This is a genomic window from Clostridium intestinale DSM 6191 (assembly GCF_900130055.1).
GTDB classification, from domain to species: domain Bacteria; phylum Bacillota; class Clostridia; order Clostridiales; family Clostridiaceae; genus Clostridium_T; species Clostridium_T intestinale.
Window position 1 is genome coordinate 43,394 of sequence record NZ_FQXU01000013.1, and the last position, 17,014, is coordinate 60,407.

Annotated in this window: 16 protein-coding genes, 1 tRNA gene and 2 other RNA genes; 6 read left to right on the top strand and 13 right to left on the bottom strand. The window is 27.3% G+C overall.

The features are described from left to right. Positions 1-58: 58 nt before the first annotated feature. A complete protein-coding gene (locus tag BUA92_RS18130) occupies positions 59-559 on the bottom strand; it encodes a TspO/MBR family protein (RefSeq protein ID WP_073021981.1) in 501 nt (166 codons plus the stop codon). Between the two features lie 165 nt (positions 560-724). Between BUA92_RS18130 and BUA92_RS18135 the strand changes: the two genes are divergently transcribed. Further along, positions 725-1,417, top strand: a complete 693-nt coding sequence (locus BUA92_RS18135; protein WP_073021983.1) for a response regulator transcription factor — start codon at positions 725-727, stop codon at positions 1,415-1,417. Next, positions 1,410-2,870 (top strand): sensor histidine kinase, encoded by a 1,461-nt coding sequence (locus BUA92_RS18140; protein WP_073021985.1) that lies wholly within the window; start codon positions 1,410-1,412, stop codon positions 2,868-2,870. The genes BUA92_RS18135 and BUA92_RS18140 overlap by 8 nt, the downstream gene beginning before the upstream one ends. A gap of 41 nt (positions 2,871-2,911) precedes the next feature. On the opposite strand, the gene BUA92_RS18145 is transcribed toward BUA92_RS18140, so the two are convergent. Beyond that, entirely contained in the window at positions 2,912-4,918 is a 2,007-nt protein-coding gene (locus tag BUA92_RS18145; protein ID WP_073021987.1) for an ATP-binding protein, read from the bottom strand. Continuing rightward, positions 4,905-6,860 carry a PAS domain-containing sensor histidine kinase gene (locus tag BUA92_RS22895; RefSeq protein WP_083553586.1) on the bottom strand — a complete coding sequence of 652 codons (1,956 nt, stop codon included), beginning with the start codon at positions 6,858-6,860 and terminating at the stop codon, positions 4,905-4,907. Before BUA92_RS22895 ends, BUA92_RS18145 begins: the two co-directional genes overlap by 14 nt. Positions 6,861-6,985: 125 nt before the next feature. On the opposite strand from BUA92_RS22895, the gene mscL reads away from it, so the two are divergent. Beyond that, entirely contained in the window at positions 6,986-7,381 is a 396-nt protein-coding gene (gene mscL / locus BUA92_RS18155; protein ID WP_073021990.1) for a large-conductance mechanosensitive channel protein MscL, read from the top strand. 14 nt (positions 7,382-7,395) lie between these two features. On the opposite strand, the gene BUA92_RS18160 is transcribed toward mscL, so the two are convergent. The 7 genes from BUA92_RS18160 to BUA92_RS18190 form a co-directional block, all read right to left on the bottom strand. Further along, complete coding sequence (locus BUA92_RS18160) at positions 7,396-8,310, bottom strand: tetratricopeptide repeat protein (protein ID WP_073021992.1); 915 nt, start codon at positions 8,308-8,310, stop codon at positions 7,396-7,398. A gap of 51 nt (positions 8,311-8,361) precedes the next feature. After that, positions 8,362-8,542, bottom strand: a non-coding RNA gene (gene ssrS / locus BUA92_RS18165) — 6S RNA. Between the two features lie 21 nt (positions 8,543-8,563). Further along, a non-coding RNA gene (gene ssrS, locus BUA92_RS18170) (6S RNA) lies at positions 8,564-8,746 on the bottom strand. Positions 8,747-8,843: 97 nt separating this feature from the next. Then, entirely contained in the window at positions 8,844-9,806 is a 963-nt protein-coding gene (locus tag BUA92_RS18175) for a hypothetical protein (RefSeq protein ID WP_073021994.1), read from the bottom strand. Positions 9,807-9,829: 23 nt separating this feature from the next. After that, complete coding sequence (locus tag BUA92_RS18180; protein ID WP_073021996.1) at positions 9,830-10,453, bottom strand: Fe-only nitrogenase accessory AnfO family protein; 624 nt, start codon at positions 10,451-10,453, stop codon at positions 9,830-9,832. Between the two features lie 73 nt (positions 10,454-10,526). Further along, a complete protein-coding gene (locus BUA92_RS18185) occupies positions 10,527-11,915 on the bottom strand; it encodes a sensor histidine kinase (RefSeq protein ID WP_175550929.1) in 1,389 nt (462 codons plus the stop codon). 13 nt (positions 11,916-11,928) lie between these two features. Next, entirely contained in the window at positions 11,929-12,627 is a 699-nt protein-coding gene (locus BUA92_RS18190) for a response regulator transcription factor (RefSeq protein ID WP_073022001.1), read from the bottom strand. A gap of 166 nt (positions 12,628-12,793) precedes the next feature. Here BUA92_RS18190 and BUA92_RS18195 point away from each other — a divergent pair, with 166 nt between their 5' ends. From BUA92_RS18195 to BUA92_RS18205, 3 genes are all read left to right on the top strand, one after another. Beyond that, positions 12,794-13,024: a hypothetical protein gene (locus BUA92_RS18195; protein WP_073022003.1), complete on the top strand. Its 231-nt coding sequence runs from the start codon at positions 12,794-12,796 to the stop codon at positions 13,022-13,024. Positions 13,025-13,040: 16 nt separating this feature from the next. Then, the gene (locus BUA92_RS18200; protein ID WP_073022005.1) at positions 13,041-13,586 is read left to right on the top strand and encodes a hypothetical protein; all 546 of its coding nucleotides are present in this window, start codon (positions 13,041-13,043) and stop codon (positions 13,584-13,586) included. 201 nt (positions 13,587-13,787) lie between these two features. Further along, a complete protein-coding gene (locus BUA92_RS18205; protein ID WP_073022007.1) occupies positions 13,788-15,074 on the top strand; it encodes an aminotransferase class V-fold PLP-dependent enzyme in 1,287 nt (428 codons plus the stop codon). Positions 15,075-15,092: 18 nt separating this feature from the next. Here BUA92_RS18205 and BUA92_RS18210 read toward each other — a convergent pair. From BUA92_RS18210 to BUA92_RS18220, 3 genes are all read right to left on the bottom strand, one after another. After that, positions 15,093-15,178 (bottom strand) — tRNA-Leu (locus BUA92_RS18210). A gap of 133 nt (positions 15,179-15,311) precedes the next feature. Then, on the bottom strand, positions 15,312-16,442 hold the full coding sequence (locus BUA92_RS18215; protein WP_073022009.1) for a glycosyl hydrolase family 8: 1,131 nt from the start codon (positions 16,440-16,442) through the stop codon (positions 15,312-15,314). Beyond that, on the bottom strand, positions 16,432-16,998 hold the full coding sequence (locus BUA92_RS18220; RefSeq protein ID WP_073022010.1) for a lytic transglycosylase domain-containing protein: 567 nt from the start codon (positions 16,996-16,998) through the stop codon (positions 16,432-16,434). Before BUA92_RS18220 ends, BUA92_RS18215 begins: the two co-directional genes overlap by 11 nt. Positions 16,999-17,014: the final 16 nt, after the last annotated feature.

A 17,014-nucleotide genomic window follows, 5' to 3' on the forward strand; every position in this document is an offset into this window, starting at 1 on the left:
ATTATACCTTATTTTGTGAATTTTTTAAAGGTCAATATTTATATGATGTCTAGTCACTTTAAGCTTCATTTAAAAGCCATATAAAAAAGTTAAGTACTCCAGCGTAAGTAGTCCATACTAAATATGGCACTAATAAAAGTCCTGAGACTTTATCTTTCATAATAAAATGTATAAAAGTTATTATAATAAATATAAGTAGTATAGCTAATTCAATAAAGGATATTCCATACAATCTGAAAGTAAAAAATATGAATGGCCATAAAAAGTTCAATAATAGCTGAATATAATAAGTAAATAAACCTGATGCAACATTTTTCCCTTCCTTACCTAACATTCGTATTCTATAAGCAGCTATCCCCATTAATATGTATAGAATAGGCCATACTATAGGGAATACTATAGACGGTGGGGAAAAAAAGGGCTTTTCTAGGCTATTATATGTTCCCATGGATCCTTTATTTAAATATCCTACAAGTAAACCTCCACCCAAAGGAATTGCAACACTTACAAGTAAATCCATCAAATTAAATTTTCCATTAACTTTAAAAATATTTTTCATAACAACACCTCACTCCATAATTTACTATATGTGCTTTTAATAATTACTATTCTAATTTTATAATATATAAACAGGCTTATTTTCTATATTGTAAAATTTGAAAACAGAACTTCTCGTTTATATGCTATAATTTACATAGAATGTTTTAAAAAGGTGGTTTTATAGATGAACATTTTGATTGCAGAAGATGATAATGATATAAGAGAGTTAATTAAACTACATTTATCTAAGGAAGACTATACTGTTTTTTTAGCTGAGGATGGGAAAAAGGCTATTGATATCTTTGATACTAATGATATAGACTTAGCAGTTTTAGATATTATGCTTCCCTTTGTAGATGGATTTAACATATTAAGACACATAAGAAATACTAGCGAAATTCCTGTTATTTTTCTTACAGCTAGAGGAAATGACGAAGATAAGATTTTAGGTCTTGGTCTTGGTGGGGACGATTATATGGTAAAACCCTTTAGCCCAATTGAACTTACAGCTAGAATACAAGCTCAACTTAGAAGATACTATAAATATGCAACAGGAAAACAAAATGATAGGATTGTTTTAGGTTACTTAATTCTAGATAAAACTAGCTGCGAAGTACTTAGAAATAATATTCCTCTAGAGCTTAATGCTAAGGAGTTCAAGATATTAGAACTTCTAATTGAAAACCCGGGTAAGGTTTATACTAAAAAACAGATTTACGAAACTATTTGGGAAGATACTTATTATGGTGATGATAATACTATAATGGTTCACATAAGTCATATAAGGGATAAAATCGAGGAAGACCCTAAGAAGCCTCAATATCTAAAAACTATTCGAGGTATTGGTTATAAAATGGAGAAGATAAATAATGCGTAAGTATTTTAGACTTATTCGACTTAGAAAAAGAAAAACTCTAGCAAATTTTTTACTTAAAAATTATGTTATATCCTTTATACTTATGTTTTTTGTTTTGATTTTAACCTTACTATCTAGTGCAGTTGTTGCTCTATTTTATTTTAATGTTGATATATCTGATGCAACATCTCCTAAAAACTTCATAAAGGATAACTATAAAGATATAGATGCAAGTTATATAACTGAACTGGGTGGCTATATGGCAATAGTCGACAATAACAATAATATTATTTATACAATTGGAAATGTAAAACCTCCTTTTGATAAAAAGAAACTCTCTATAGAAAATATTAATTCTATAACATCTTCTTACGAGGCTTATTCAGGACTTTTTCCTGAAAGCAAAGCAAAAAGACGTAATACTTTTTTCTATAGAACTTCTTATAGTCATAAAGGAAACTTTTTGATGGTTTTAGCCATTCCAGCTGAAAAATACACAGAAATTGAATTAGCACCAAAGAGAATTACAGTTAAACAATTTATACTTATCTGTCTTGGAATATTCTTATTAATATTTCTTGCAGTTTTTTATATTTATTCTAGAATAACCTCCTCCTATTTTTTAACACCTCTTAAGCTTTTAACTCATGGTGCTAACAAACTAGCTTCAGGCAACTATACTACTAGGATAAATCTAAATAATAAAAATGAATTTAAAAACTTGAGTAACGCCTTTAATATTATGGCCTCTAAAATAGAGGAAGAAATAAGTCTTAAAGAAAAATCAGAAGAAGCTAGAAAAAGGCTTATTTTAGATATATCACATGATTTAAAAACACCTTTAGCATCTATACTTGGGTATTCTGATTATCTAATAGAGAACATGCAGATCTCCCAAGAGGAACAAACAAAGTATCTATCTGTAATAAAAAGAAATTCTGAACGAGCTAACAACTTAATTTTAGATTTATTTGATTATTCAAAATTAGATTCTTGGGATTTTGAATTGTCTATGAACAAAGGTGATATCTGCGAGTTTTTGAGAACTTTAATAGCTTCATATATTCCTTTAATGGAGGAAAATGGCTTTAATTATAATTTTCATATTCCAGATGAAGCAATATATCTTCCTTTTGATAATGAAAATCTAGATAGAGCTTTAAGTAATTTAATTATAAACAGCACTAAATATAATCCTTCTAACACAACTATTACCGTTAGCTGTTATAAGGACAATAAGTATATAAATATAATTGTTGAAGACAATGGTATAGGAATACCTAATGATAAGTCTGAGAGCATGTTTGATCCATTTACACGAGGAGATGAATCAAGAACTAGTAAAAACCCTGGAACAGGACTAGGGCTTGCTATAACTAAGGCCGTTATTCTTAAACATAAAGGTTCTATAAGATTAATAAGTGATATAAATAAAGGCTGTAAGTTTATAATTAAGCTTCCATTAAAACAATAGGAGTGAATTTCTTCACTCCTAACCCACACTGTCTACATATCTTATAAATAAATATCTGAAAATTCTATATCAACTTTTTCTACTAAATCATTAATTTCAAAAGATTTATATATAGAATCTTTATTTTCTATATGTATTTCTTCATATGGGAATGTTATTAAAAATTCATTTCCATATTTTTCTTCTGATATAAGTACTAACTCTCCTTGTTGAAGTTCTATTAAGCTTCTACACAAATATAATCCAAGTCCACTTCCCTCTTTATCTCTATTTAATGACTTATTTATTTTAGTGAATCTATCAAATAAATAAGGCTTAATGTCTGAAGATATTCCAGGCCCATTATTTTTTACACTTATACAGAGCTTATCTTTATTTATATATATAGTTACATATATATCCCCATCTACTTTTCCAAACTTCACTGAGTTTGATAATAGGTTTAAAACAGCTCTTTGTACAAATTCCCAATCACATATAGTGTATATTTCTTCTTTTTCTGAATCAAATACCAACGACATTTTCATTTTTTCAATATACCTAACTGATGCTTGGGCTGCATTCTCTACTAATTCCACAATATTATAAATACCGTAGTTAGGTCTTAAATAATTCTCTGAAATCTTATTAGCATCTATAAAATTATTTATAGTTCTTATAAGTCTTAAACAATTTTGTTTTATAACTACTGTATTTTTTTCTATAGCCTCGTAATTATTATCTTGTATATATAGCTCTTTAATCTGCAGAGAAGTATATATTAAATTTATTGGTGTTCTCAGTTCATGAGATATATTAGCATAAAATTCATTTTTAACATTTTCTTCTCCTAAATATTTTTGGAGTTCTATTTTAAGATTATAGTTAATGTTCTTTTCAGTGACATCCTTAATAAATAATATTTTAGTGTTTTCTTCTGATTCAAACATATAAATATCTAAATATTTTTCTTCTCCAGCTATTTCTATGTTTATGCTCTCCTCTAAAAATTTTTCATTAGAAAGTGAATACTTTAACCCTAATTTTTCTAATGTGTCTCCTAAAGTTATATTTTTTACCTTATCTAAAGATATGTCGATAAAATAAGTTGAGGCTTTATTTGCATAAGAAATCTCATCAAAGTGAAATATTATTATTCCATCTGATATTGATTCTAATAAAGAAACATATTTTTTTTCACTTTTAGATAGAATAATTTTAACTTCTTTTAGAATATTTAATCTATCATTTAATGTTTTATTTAACTGAATATGCCTATCCTCAACTTTAAGTAGATCATCATACATACTACTATAACTTTCAAATAAAATATACTCATTTAAAGCTCTATATAAAAAATAGTAAGCTAGATATTTAATTATGTATACAAATACTAAGGGTTGTATGCTAAAAGTAAAATAAAGTTTTACTATGTATTCGTATATAAATACTAGAAGTAAGTATGTATACAAATACTTACTTTCACTTCTTCCTATGTAGTATTTATACTTATGTATTAAAAGTAAAGCAACAAAAAACAATATGGCAGTATATTTCCATATATTATATCCTACAATTAGATACTCTGATGCTGTTCCCTGAAAGTTGAAAGTGAAAAGTGAAAACAATCCTATCCCAAATATTACTAAACAGTAAGCAAAAATTAAGTCTGTAACTTTAGGTTTTATCTTAGTAAAAATTGTAGAAATAATTATAATCATATATTCTAAATAATTATTAGCCAACCATACAAAAATAGTACCTTTACTTTCAAAGCTCCCAACTTCCATAGAATTTATTAATACTATATGTACTGTGTTAATAAAACATAATAAAGTGAAACCATATCCTATATAATTAAAAATACTATTACTTTTATATTTTTTAGTAAAAGTTATAAAAACTATAGCCATTGTCAAGGATGCGCACAACATTTCTATTACTATATAAAAAACGTTATAATCTTTAGTTATTAGATAGCTTAATATTGTGATTACGATAGAAACATAAAACATATTTATCTTTGTATTATTTTTCAAACGATCAACTATTTCTTCAAATATGTTCATTCTCCTTAAGCTCCTTGTTGAAACTCAAAAATATAGAGGTACCTTTTCCCACTTTAGATTTAATTTCTATACCCCCATTTTGTAGTTCCATTAAATTTTTCACTACAAAAAGACCTATACCTGTCCCCTTTTCTCTTACATATTCATTGTTTTTCCCTCGTGCATATCTAGTGAAGGCACTATTAACAAATTCCTCTTCCATTCCTACCCCATTATCTTCAACCTTTATTACTACTGATTTTTCTGAATCTTCAACTTCAACTAATATTTTCCCATTTCTAGGTGTGTACTTAAGTGCATTAGATATAAGATTTAATATTATCCGTTCCATAAAATCCCTATCTAAGTATAAATAAACCTCTTCTTCATTAGTATCAAATATTAAATCAATTTTGCTTCCCTTTACGTATTCAACTAATTTCATAATAGTATCTTCTATAATCTCAACCAAATTACAGTACTCCAAACTTGGTTTTAAAAAATCCGATGATAGTCTAGAATGATCTATTAAGTTATTAGTTAACCTAATGAGAGAAATACAATTATCTTTAGCAATTCTCTGATACTTCTTTACTTCATCTATATTACCATTTGATATAAGTAATTTCTCTAACTGAGCAGCTGAATAAATTACATTTATAGGAATTTTTAAATCATGACTAATATTTGATAAAAAATCACTTCTAAGTTTTTCTTCTATTTTTTTATGGTCTACTCTAGTTTTAATCTCATACATATTCATCTTTTCTGTTATATCAGTTATAAGTACAAGGCACTGTTCATCTTCTTTAGATATTTCTAGAAATTGAATTTCTAAACAAGTTTTTTCACTTCTATTTATTAATTCTGCTTCATAGATTTTCCCAAAATTAATTTTATATGTTTCTTCTTTAAATATCTTAATATCATCAAATTTAACAAACTCTAGTATTTTTTTATTAATTACCTTTTTTAATCCACTTATTTGTGTGATAGATAAAAATGCTGGATTTGAGAAAAGAATCCTACCATTTGATAAGTTTAAAAGCAGCATGGGAATAGGTATATTTTTAAAGAGATTTTTGAACATATCTTCTCTTTTTGATAATATTTTTTGAGAAAATTCTAATTCCATACTTTTACCCATTATTTTACTGTTTAGCTCACTTAAACTATTATTTCTTGTATGCATGTCCTTGAATGTTGTATTATATGAGTTATTTAAAAGTTGCTGCAATATGCATCCAAAAAAAACTGTAAATGCCATTAAATTTATATACTCATGTATTATATTAGTTGTTATATTTTTTAATATTATGATATTAATACTTCTAACCGTAATAGAAATCAATAAAAAATTAACATAAAAATACATATAATTTAATTTATTAGCCTTTAACAATCCAAATTTTCTATTTTTTATTGATGCGAATAATAAAAAGCTTATAGATATACCAATAACATATATGTTAAGAGTATAAAAATCGTTTATAAAACTATTTATTATAAAACATAACAAAAATACACATGCTATTGTAGTCCAATATTTTATTTTAGTATTTGTTTTTTTACCGTTATTAATAAAATACAGATTCATAAATAACATAATTGAAATTAACAATTTTGGGAAAATATATGAAAATCTTAACATCTTATCATCGTACACATTTATAGTTTCTTTAGATATGAAGTCAATAATATTAAATATAGATGCTATAAAAAATGTTGAAGTTAAAAAATAAAAACTTTGATTATTTGATTTATTATGTAACGTATTAGTAATCATCATAATTGAGATACTGATTATAATTGATAACACCTTTATTACACTTAAAGTAATTTTTATGGAAATAAAGTTCATCAAAAAAATCATTAATGATAATAATAATAAAATAACTATAATACTATAAATTTTATCTATTTCAATATAAATAACTTCTTTTAAATTTTTCCTTTTTAACAAAATTACCCCTCCTATATCTAATTTTAATAAATTTTAGTAAAAATGTGAATGATTTTAAAGAAATTTATTGTTTTTTTTCTATTTTTTATATTATTATAGTGTTAAAAAACGAAGGAGGTACTTTTATGTGGAAGGAATTCAAGGAATTTGCTGTAAAAGGTAATGTTATAGATCTTGCAGTAGGTGTTATTATAGGAGGAGCCTTTGGTAAAATAGTTACTTCATTAGTAGCAGATATAATTACTCCTATAATTGGTTTAGTTACAAGTGGTGTAAATTTTAAAGATTTAGAATATGTACTAAGAGCAGCTTCTGGGGATAGTGATGCTGTAACTATTAAATACGGACAGTTTATTCAAAATATATTAGACTTTTTAATTGTATCTTTTTCTATTTTTATTTTCATTAAGCTTTTAAATAAACTTAAGAAAAAAGAGGAAGAGAAAAAAGCTGCTGCTATCAAAGAAGAGATTGTTCTTCTTCAAGAAATACGTGATTTACTTAAAAATAAAAATAGCTAGGACCCTTAGGGTTCTTAGCTATTTTTTATTAATCTTTTAAATCCTGACTGCTTTATAACCAAGGCTAATTCCTCATCTTCTAAAATATATTTAATAAAATCTGGATATAATTTCAAAGCTAATTCTAAGTCTTTAATAGAATTAGCAAAGTCATGTATAATAGCATAAAAGCAGGCTCTATTGTAATACAAGAAGTGACTGGAAGGATTAAAACTAATACCCTTAGTTAATACTTCTATTCCTTTTTCTAAATTTTCATGTTTATAAAGCACAGCTAAATTTAGAAAACTATAGGCATATCCTAAGTTTTTCTTTATTGATTTCTTATAATAATCTATAGCTTTTTCTCTCATTCCAAATTTAGCACTTATAACTCCCATATTAAATAAAGCTAAATAATGTTCCTTATCTATGTCTAAAGCCTTAGAAAACTTCTTGTATGCCAAATTATTTATATCTAACTCTTCATAAATAGAACCTAAATTTATGTTAGCCCAAAAATCCTCTTCATTAAGTTCTAGAAGCTTTTCATAATATTTTATTGCACTTTCTTTATCTCCTAAAATGTCATAAGCATTAGCTAAAAAGAAATATGCTTTATTATAATTTGGATTTATGTATATAGCTTTTTTGTACAAGTTTATTGCTTTTTCATATTCCGAATTTTCATCATAAATGACTGCTAATCCATAATAGGCTCTTTCTTCATCTTCGTTTATGGATATTGCTTCCTTATAATAAGCTTTTGCTTCTTTTAACTTTCCAAGGTTGTGATATATTAACGCTAGACTAATAAGTACTTCAATCTCTTCCCCATTAGATAATTCATTAGCTTTTAAATATAAGTTAAGTGCCTTTAGTTGTTTATTTTCTTTCTCAGCCTCTTCGGCTTTTTTAATATACTCTTCTATCAATAAGTTACTTTTCATAATTCCCTCTAACGATAAAAAAGAGGGTCTCCCCTCTTAAATGTTCACTGTTATACTTCCAAAATATCGCTACCCTAATTTTGACACCTATCTCTCGATAGGTGGGTGTCCTCACAGATACTTTTATGTCCTGGCCATCAGGTCTTATAGGTCAATTTAATATCTAAATCTTGAACTCCCATGGTTATAATGTAGGTTCAAAATAAGAGCTACACAAATACCCCAGAAGTAATACTTACATTTTAATTGTAACATTGAAACCAAAATACCGTTACTCTAATTTTGAGCCCTATCTCGCGATAGGTGGGTGTCCTCACAAATATCTTTATGTCCTTGCCATTTAGGTCTTATAAGTCAAATTAGATATTTAAATCTTGAACTCCCGAAATTTAAGTGTAGGTTCAAAATAAGAGCTTCACAAATATCTCAGAAACAGTATCAATTTGTTAATACGATTATATAATATTGATTTTTAAAATGCAACATGCATTATTTGGTGTAATTTTAAAAATACACTAACTACATCTCTCTAGTTAAATTTTAAGTTGAATTCCTGAAGTTTTCAATTCACAATTAGTACATCCATTTTCTTTTACTTTAATCTTCTTAAAGTTATTAACTATATTAAAAATGCTTTTATCTATATCATATTCATGATTCATAATAAATATTTTTCCATCACTAAACTCAATTTTCACTGGAACGATATCTTTAATACTATTATTAAATAAATTAGTTTTCTCTGATGGAGTATATTTTATAGATTCTCCTTGTTTACCTTTTATCTCTATGCAATCAGTTGAGGTAACTAGTGATCTTACACTTCCATCTTCATAAAAGCTTAAAGAATTATTTTCTCCATGAATACCCATAGAGCTAATATCATAAGCTAAAATTTTACCTATTAATGTTTCTATACTTATTGGCTTTTCAGGTTCACAAGATTTTATGCTACCATCTTCATACAATGAAATTCCTGTTCTTATAGAAATTAATCCAAAGTTAGTTTTAATCTCAACTTTTTCTCCTGGCCAAAAGCTTATACTTTTTACTTTTTGGTTTTTATAAAGTTGAAGGCTCATAAATTTACTTTCAAAATTTCCAAATCTTAAATTAAATTTATACTTTTTAGCTAACTCATATTCATCTTCTTCTCCCCAATATCCACTAAGTTTTCCGTTTAAGTGAAATATTCTTTTTATTTCTCCAGTTTCATAAAAAGTTATCTTTTCTACTGAAAAAACATCTTCTAATATTTTTATATCCATTGCATTATTTAAGTTTATAACTTTAATAGATCCATTTTCATAAAAAGAAATTGAACTATTATATTTTCTCCTTATCTCCCCTTGTTCATACTGAGGAATAAAGGTTCCGTATAAGGTTTTTATCTCATTTTTTTCATCTAATATACATTCTTTTAAACTTCCATCTTCATAAAATTCTGCCGAAGTTACACCACATAATAATCCATATTTAGTATTATATTCTTTCATAATTTTCCCCCTTATTCTAAAAATTATTCTTTAATTAAACTTATCTTTAACTGGTTTGTACATTCATCTTCAATCTTCATACTAAATCCATAGCTTTTACTTTTGCTCTCTAACCAAGGTGGTATATGGCTACAGCTTATGTCCAATTTTTCATAAATTTTATTTTCTAAAAATGGAATTATTATTTGCTTTGACGATAGTTTTTCATTTCTATTTTGAATATCATCTAAACTGATATAATAATGTCCCTCTCTTATTTTCTTTATGTGTTCTTCAATAATAACTTCTATACTCTTAGAAGCTTCTTTATCTTTTTTTAATTTTTCTTCTTCATCTACAATATCATCTAAAAAATCTTCTGGCCTTCCTTCACATTCCCAAACAACTATTTTTGATGAACTTAGTATATTATAGGCTACTCCGCTTATTTTTTTTGCTACAACTACATTACAATCACTAATTTCAGATGAGATTGCCTTAAATTTATCTCGTATCTCATGTATTTCCGTTGAAGCTATAGGCAATATAATCAAATCTCTTATCACTTGCCAGTTTCCTTGAATCTTAGAAAACACCCTCAAATGACCTTGCTTATCAAAAGTAGTTACTTCACCTAAATTATCTACAAACACTGCTATCTTGTACATTTTCTCCTCCCCCTTAAATAAAAAAGACGCAGTAATTACATACTGCGCCCTTGCAAAACATTTCTTTATTAATTTATATTATTCTATCATATTTTTCTATTGGTGTCATCATTAAATCTATTTTAAAACTTGCTCCCCCTTGCATATTATTGAACGCCATAATATTACCACCATGTCTTTCTATAATACTTTTTGTTATCGCTAAGCCAAGTCCATAGTTTCCCCCTTCGCCTTTATAAAATCTTTCAAATATATTATCTATTTTCTCTTCTTTAAACCCTATTCCATCATCAGCTATAATAATTATTATATTTTCATTCTTTTTTTCGAATTTTATATCTATATATTTATTCGCATACCTTAAACAATTTCCTAATACGTTAATTAAAGCTCTAGTTAGTTTTTCTTCATCTCCTGTTACTTCAACAACTTCTAGAATAGGATTATATCTTATGATCCTGTTATTTCTCATCCCTATTCCATTAACTCTTTCAATAGAACTTTTTATTAACTCATCAACATTAATACTTTCTACTTTCATCTCTTCTTTATTAGAATCTATCTTTGTTAAATATAATAAGTCCTCTACTAGATTAGCTAATCTTTTGCTTTCCTCTATTATAATATCTATGGCTTTTTCTTCATCTTCCACTACACCATATTTTATTCCCTCTGCATATCCTTGAACTGACATTAAGGGTGTTCTAAGTTCATGAGAAGCATTTTGCATAAAAGTTTTCATAGTTATATCATAATTCTCTAACTTATAAGCCATTTCATTCATTGTATTAGACAAATTATCTATCTCTATATCTTCATAATATACTTTTTTCTTAGTATAATCTCTCTCACCTATTTTTTTAGCATTTTGGCTAAGTTCATATATAGGTTTAGAGATTTTTTTAGAGACTTTATTTGATACTATTGCAGTTACTATTAGAGTAATTAAAATTACTGGAATCAATATAATATTGACCATTATATTTGCTTTTCTAACTTTATTTAAATCTGAGTAAATAAATAAATATTTATTATCTACATTATAAAGAACAGCACCATATTTCTTACGATCTGAGTTAAAATAGAAAACCTTATTTCTATTTATGCTATTTCTTATCCACCTGTTACTATTAATTGAAGGAAGTATTCTACTTTCCAATACATGAAGGTCTCTTGAATCTTCTCTTTTGGGGTATATAATAGATCTATCTTCATCAATTATCGCATATTTAATATTTAAGTATAATTCCCCTTCCTCCAATACCCTATTACGCTCTAATGTCTCATTACTCTTAATAGACTCCTCAACTAAGCTGCCTACTTTTATAAGTTGAGATTTTGTCTCTCTTCGTATATATATTCTTAAACATAGCTGAAACATTAAAGCTATTGCTAGAAGTGAAATAACTACTATTATTATCTGTGAAGTAAAAATTCTATTTTTAATACTTTTTCTTTTCATCTCATAAACCTCTTTACTTTTCATCATCAGATATCATAAACCCAAATCCCCACAAAGTTTCGATCCTCACCTTAGAATTAGCTCCCATTAACTTTTTTCTTATTCTTTTTATCATATCATCAGTTGCTCTTGTATCTACCTCACTATCAAATCCCCATACCTTATTTAATAATTCCTCTCTACTTACACCTTTATTTTTATTTTCTATGAGATACAAGAATAAATTAAATTCCATAGGGGTAAGCTTTAAATCTATCCCATTACAGAGCGCATATCTTCTGTCTGGATAAAATATCAAATCTAAAATATAAATGACATCTTGCTTTTCTTTGTAATTTTTTTGAAGTTCAATACGCTTAAATATACTTTTTACTCTTAGCACTAGCTCAACAGGACTAAAAGGTTTAGTCATGTAATCATCGCTTCCAAGCATTAAACCAGCTATTTTATCTCCTTCTGTATCCTTAGCAGATATTATTATTATAGGAACTTCACTCTCTTTTCTTATTTCTGTACAAACCTTTAGACCATCTAACTTAGGCATCATAATATCTAAAAGTATCATATCAGGAGATTTTCTTCTAAATGCTTCTAATAGTAAATTTCCATCACTAAATGTCTCCACTTCATAACCTTCTTTTTTCAAAAACATTTTTATCAAATCTTGAATCTTGACTTCATCATCGGCAATATATATTAACTTATCCTGCATTTTACACCACCTTAATACCATGTTAAATAAATTATATCATGTTAAATAATTGTTATTGCTATCCTATATATTCTTGCCACAATTTTGCCACAAATTCTCGGAGATTTATCCTAATTCATTAGATTAAACTATATATAAGATAAGTATCTTTGAAAGGAAGTGTTCTATGAAAAAATATATTTGTTTATCACTTATATTTATAATAATCTTGTCAACTATAGGTTGCGGTAGGATTAGTAGCTTAAAAAATAAAACATCCACCTCAAAAGAAATTGAAGAAGAAGCTAAAAGTTCAACTAAAAATATAGATTCGACGTTAGAAAGTCTAGATAAAGTACTTGATTCGCTAGAAATAGATAATTTTGATGAGTTAGATTCTATTATAAGCAATAATTGAAAGGGGTTTATATAAAATGAAAAATATAAAAGGTAGATTTTTATCAGCTCTATTAATAGCTTCATTATCTATACCTGGAATTTCTGCATACGCAGAAGATAGCAATTCTAAGTTAATTAATAACTTAAATAAAAAGCAAGAGTTATTAGTTAAAAAGCAAACTCTTCAAGCTGCAAGAGATTCTCTTAATAGTAATACAGAAATAATTAAAAATAATCGAGAAACTAATAAAACTTTAAAAAATGAAATTAAAGTAAAAACCAAAACCATTCATGAAAAACTAAAAGGAGATTTGTCTTTTGACGATGAAACTTTAGATAAAATTAAGACTGAACTTAAAAATATCCAAAATGAAATCACCAAATTAGAGAATACTTTACAACCTATAAAAACGGCTACAGAAGCAACAAAAAGTAATATAAAAAATAAGAATTTTGATGCAGCAAACATAGAAATGGAAAAAATAATTACCCTCCAAAATACTAGAACTGAAAGTCTTAATAAGGTTGATTTGATGGTAGATAATTTACTAAATTTAATTAATCTCCCTGGAAATTTATAACTATTTTAAAGATAGATTTTTAAATAAATCTATCTTTTTTCTTATATAATTTTTTACAATGAGTTTTATCCAATCTATTAATTATTTTTTATTTCATTATACATGCTTTTCATGACCTATTAACCAATTTGGAACACATATCATCTTTTAAAGGAATATATTGTAGTGTATTTTACATTTAATTAAATATGGAGGAAACCTATGATTACATCACCTTGGAGGAATCATTTCTTTGGAACTGATACTTACATGAAAACCACCCTTGGATATATTCCTCGCGTATATATGAATAACGCTGCAACTCCCCAAATATCGAAAGTGGTTGTAGAAAAAGTTGAATCACTTCTTCATCATTATTCTTATCACAATGAGCAAAATCATTTATCTGAACAAATTCAAACTACTTACAATAATGTGAGAAATATCATTATTGATTATATTGGTGGAGACAGTAAACTTGATTCAGTTGTTTATACAGACACAACTACTTCTGCTTTAAATCTTTTAAGCCACATTGCCTTACAGGATGATCCAGATCAAGTTATAATTACTACTCGCATGGATCATATGGCTAATTATCTGCCATTTAGAATTCGCTTTAAAACTCTACTAGTTAGACTTACTCCTGATGGAAATATAGATATGAACCACTACGAAGAACTGTTAATAAAATATCAAGGGAAAGTTAAACTTGTAGCTGCTATAGCAGCATCAAATATAACTGGAATAGTTACTCCTTACTACAAAATGGCATATTTAGCTCATAAATATGGTGCAAAAATTCTTTTAGATGCTGTACAACTTGTTCAACATAAGCCATTTTCAATGAAAGCCCATTCTGACCCAGAACATATAGATTTTATCTCTTTCGATGGTCATAAATGTTATACGGGTCAATCTGGAGGAGTTCTTATTGGTCCAAAAGAGTTTTTGGATAAATATCATCCAATGACTTATGGTGCTGGAGTAACTCATTTTGTAAATGATGAAAAATATATTTTAAAGGACTCTCCTTTATCTCATGAAGCAGGCTATCCTGATTTTATGGGAATAATTTCATTTGGTGAAGCTCTTAGTTTCTTAAAAGGTATTGGACTTAAAAACATCTCCGATTATGAAGATATGCTTTATGGCTATCTGATAAAGGAACTTAAAGAAATTCCAGGTATAGTTATTTATGCTTCTCAACAAAATGCTTCAAACCTTCCATATGTTTCTTTTAACATGGATGGTATCTCTTATAAAAAGCTTGGAAGCATTTTAGGCTTTCAATTTGGACTTACTGTTACAGCTGGATTTTCAGGTGCTGATATTTATGTTCAAGATTTACTTGGGCTCTCTAATGCTGAAGCTTATGAGCTATTTAAAAGTGGTGAAGGATATGGAGTTGTTCGTGCTTCCTTAGCAGCTTTTAACTCAATGGAAGACATAGATAGGCTTATAAGTGCTTTAAAAATAATATCTGAAATGATAGAAAAAGAGAGATAAAATCTCTCTTTTTCTATATGGTGCAGATGGCGGGACTTGAACCCGCACGAGAGTACACTCGCTACCCCCTCAAGATAGTGCGTCTGCCATTCCGCCACATCTGCTTATTTTTACTACATTTAATATCATAATGCCATATCACTGTTTTGTCAATGTTTTAGCATTTCTAAAGAGTTTTCTAGTTATTTTTAAAACTATACCATCTGTTAAAACCATCTATTTGTTACTTGTATTCTTTTAATCATCTAGCCCATTTGAACTTAAAAAAATTAATGCGTTTAAATTATCATAAGAATATATATCCATAGTTTTTTCTTCACCAAAAGCTCCGTATACTGGACTTGTACTATTTTTTATTTGAAATTCTTTCATACGTTTTTTAATGTTCTCAGCTTCATTAAATCTACCATCGTTCTCAAATAACTCACCTATAAAAGAATATATGGACGTAGATTCTATATCACTTAATTTTTCTCCTTTAGATGAATATTTTATGTATATTTTTTTATCCTTATTAAATTCATTCCATAGCCAATCAAGTTCTGGAGTTATATCAATATTAGCAGATTGTAAATACTTTAACGCTATAAGTGAATATACCAATTCTGTTTCTGTCTCATTAGAATATTTTCCTGAATTAGGTCTATAGCTTTTTTTAAACAAAGGTAATCCTTTAGTTATCTGAGCATTTTTTATAAGATCTAAGGAATTAGCGTATATCTTATCCCACTTTTTATTGCTCTCTTTTAGATAATTCATGGTTGTTAAATCTAGATAACAAATAGTAACATCCTGTCCTATTGAACTCCCATCATTAAAATCAAATATGTATCCACTGTCTTCAACATTTTTTAATAGGTGCTGAGAAATACTTGCTGCTAGGTGTTTATATTTATTTTCCTGCCATCTGTCAGATCCATATATAAGTGCTTTTATTATTCTTAGGTCATCAATGGTTGAAGAACCTTTAGAAATTTCATTATCGTCATATCTCCAAGCCACCAACCCCTTAGAGGTTAGTAATCTATCTTTAATAATTCCATAACTCTCATCAAAAGCATCTTTATCATTAGCACCTACGGCATATAACATCCATAATCCGTGAGACTCAGATAGTACGCTATGACCTTTAGTTGTTTCTTTATCATTAGGTTTTTCTAAATAAGTAGTGTATATACCATAATCCTTTTTACTTAGGTTATTGCTTATAAAATCATGTAAATCTTTTTCTTCTTTCGCTTTTTCTTTTTCGCTCCAACTTATTCCTGTATTTATAGTAAAGGTATATGGCTTAATAAAAATAAACCATATACCAAATAATACAAGATTAAGTAATAACACCACTGCGATTGTTACTTTAACCTTCATTTTTTTTCCCTATGCCCCCATATAAAAATTTATAGATATTGTAATTTACTTTAACCTTCTTTATATATTTATCTGTTTCTCCAAAAGGGATATTGTGAAGATTAACCCCATCCTTTGAAACCTCTGAATTATCAAGCCACTTATTAACGTTTCCCCGTCCAGCATTGTAGGCAGCAAGTACTAAGTCAATATCATTAAATTCTGTTCTTAAGTTGTCTAAATACCAGCAACCCATCTCTATATTAGTATCAGCATCAAATAAATCACTGTACTTAAAATCTGTTTTTTTCATCTCTCCTACAATCCATGTCGCCGTTGGCTCTGTAATCTGCATAAGTCCATATGCTTGTTTATGAGATACTACATCCTTCTGAAAGTTACTTTCTGTTTTTATTATAGCCATTACTAAATATGGATCTAGATTATATTCCTCAGAATACTCAACTATGGTTTCTTTATACTTTAAAGGATACACAATTTTAAGTATACATTCTCTAAAAAATACAAGAAATATGATTATACACAAAATTATTATTATTCTTTTTTTTGCTTTCATTCTTCACTCCTTAGAA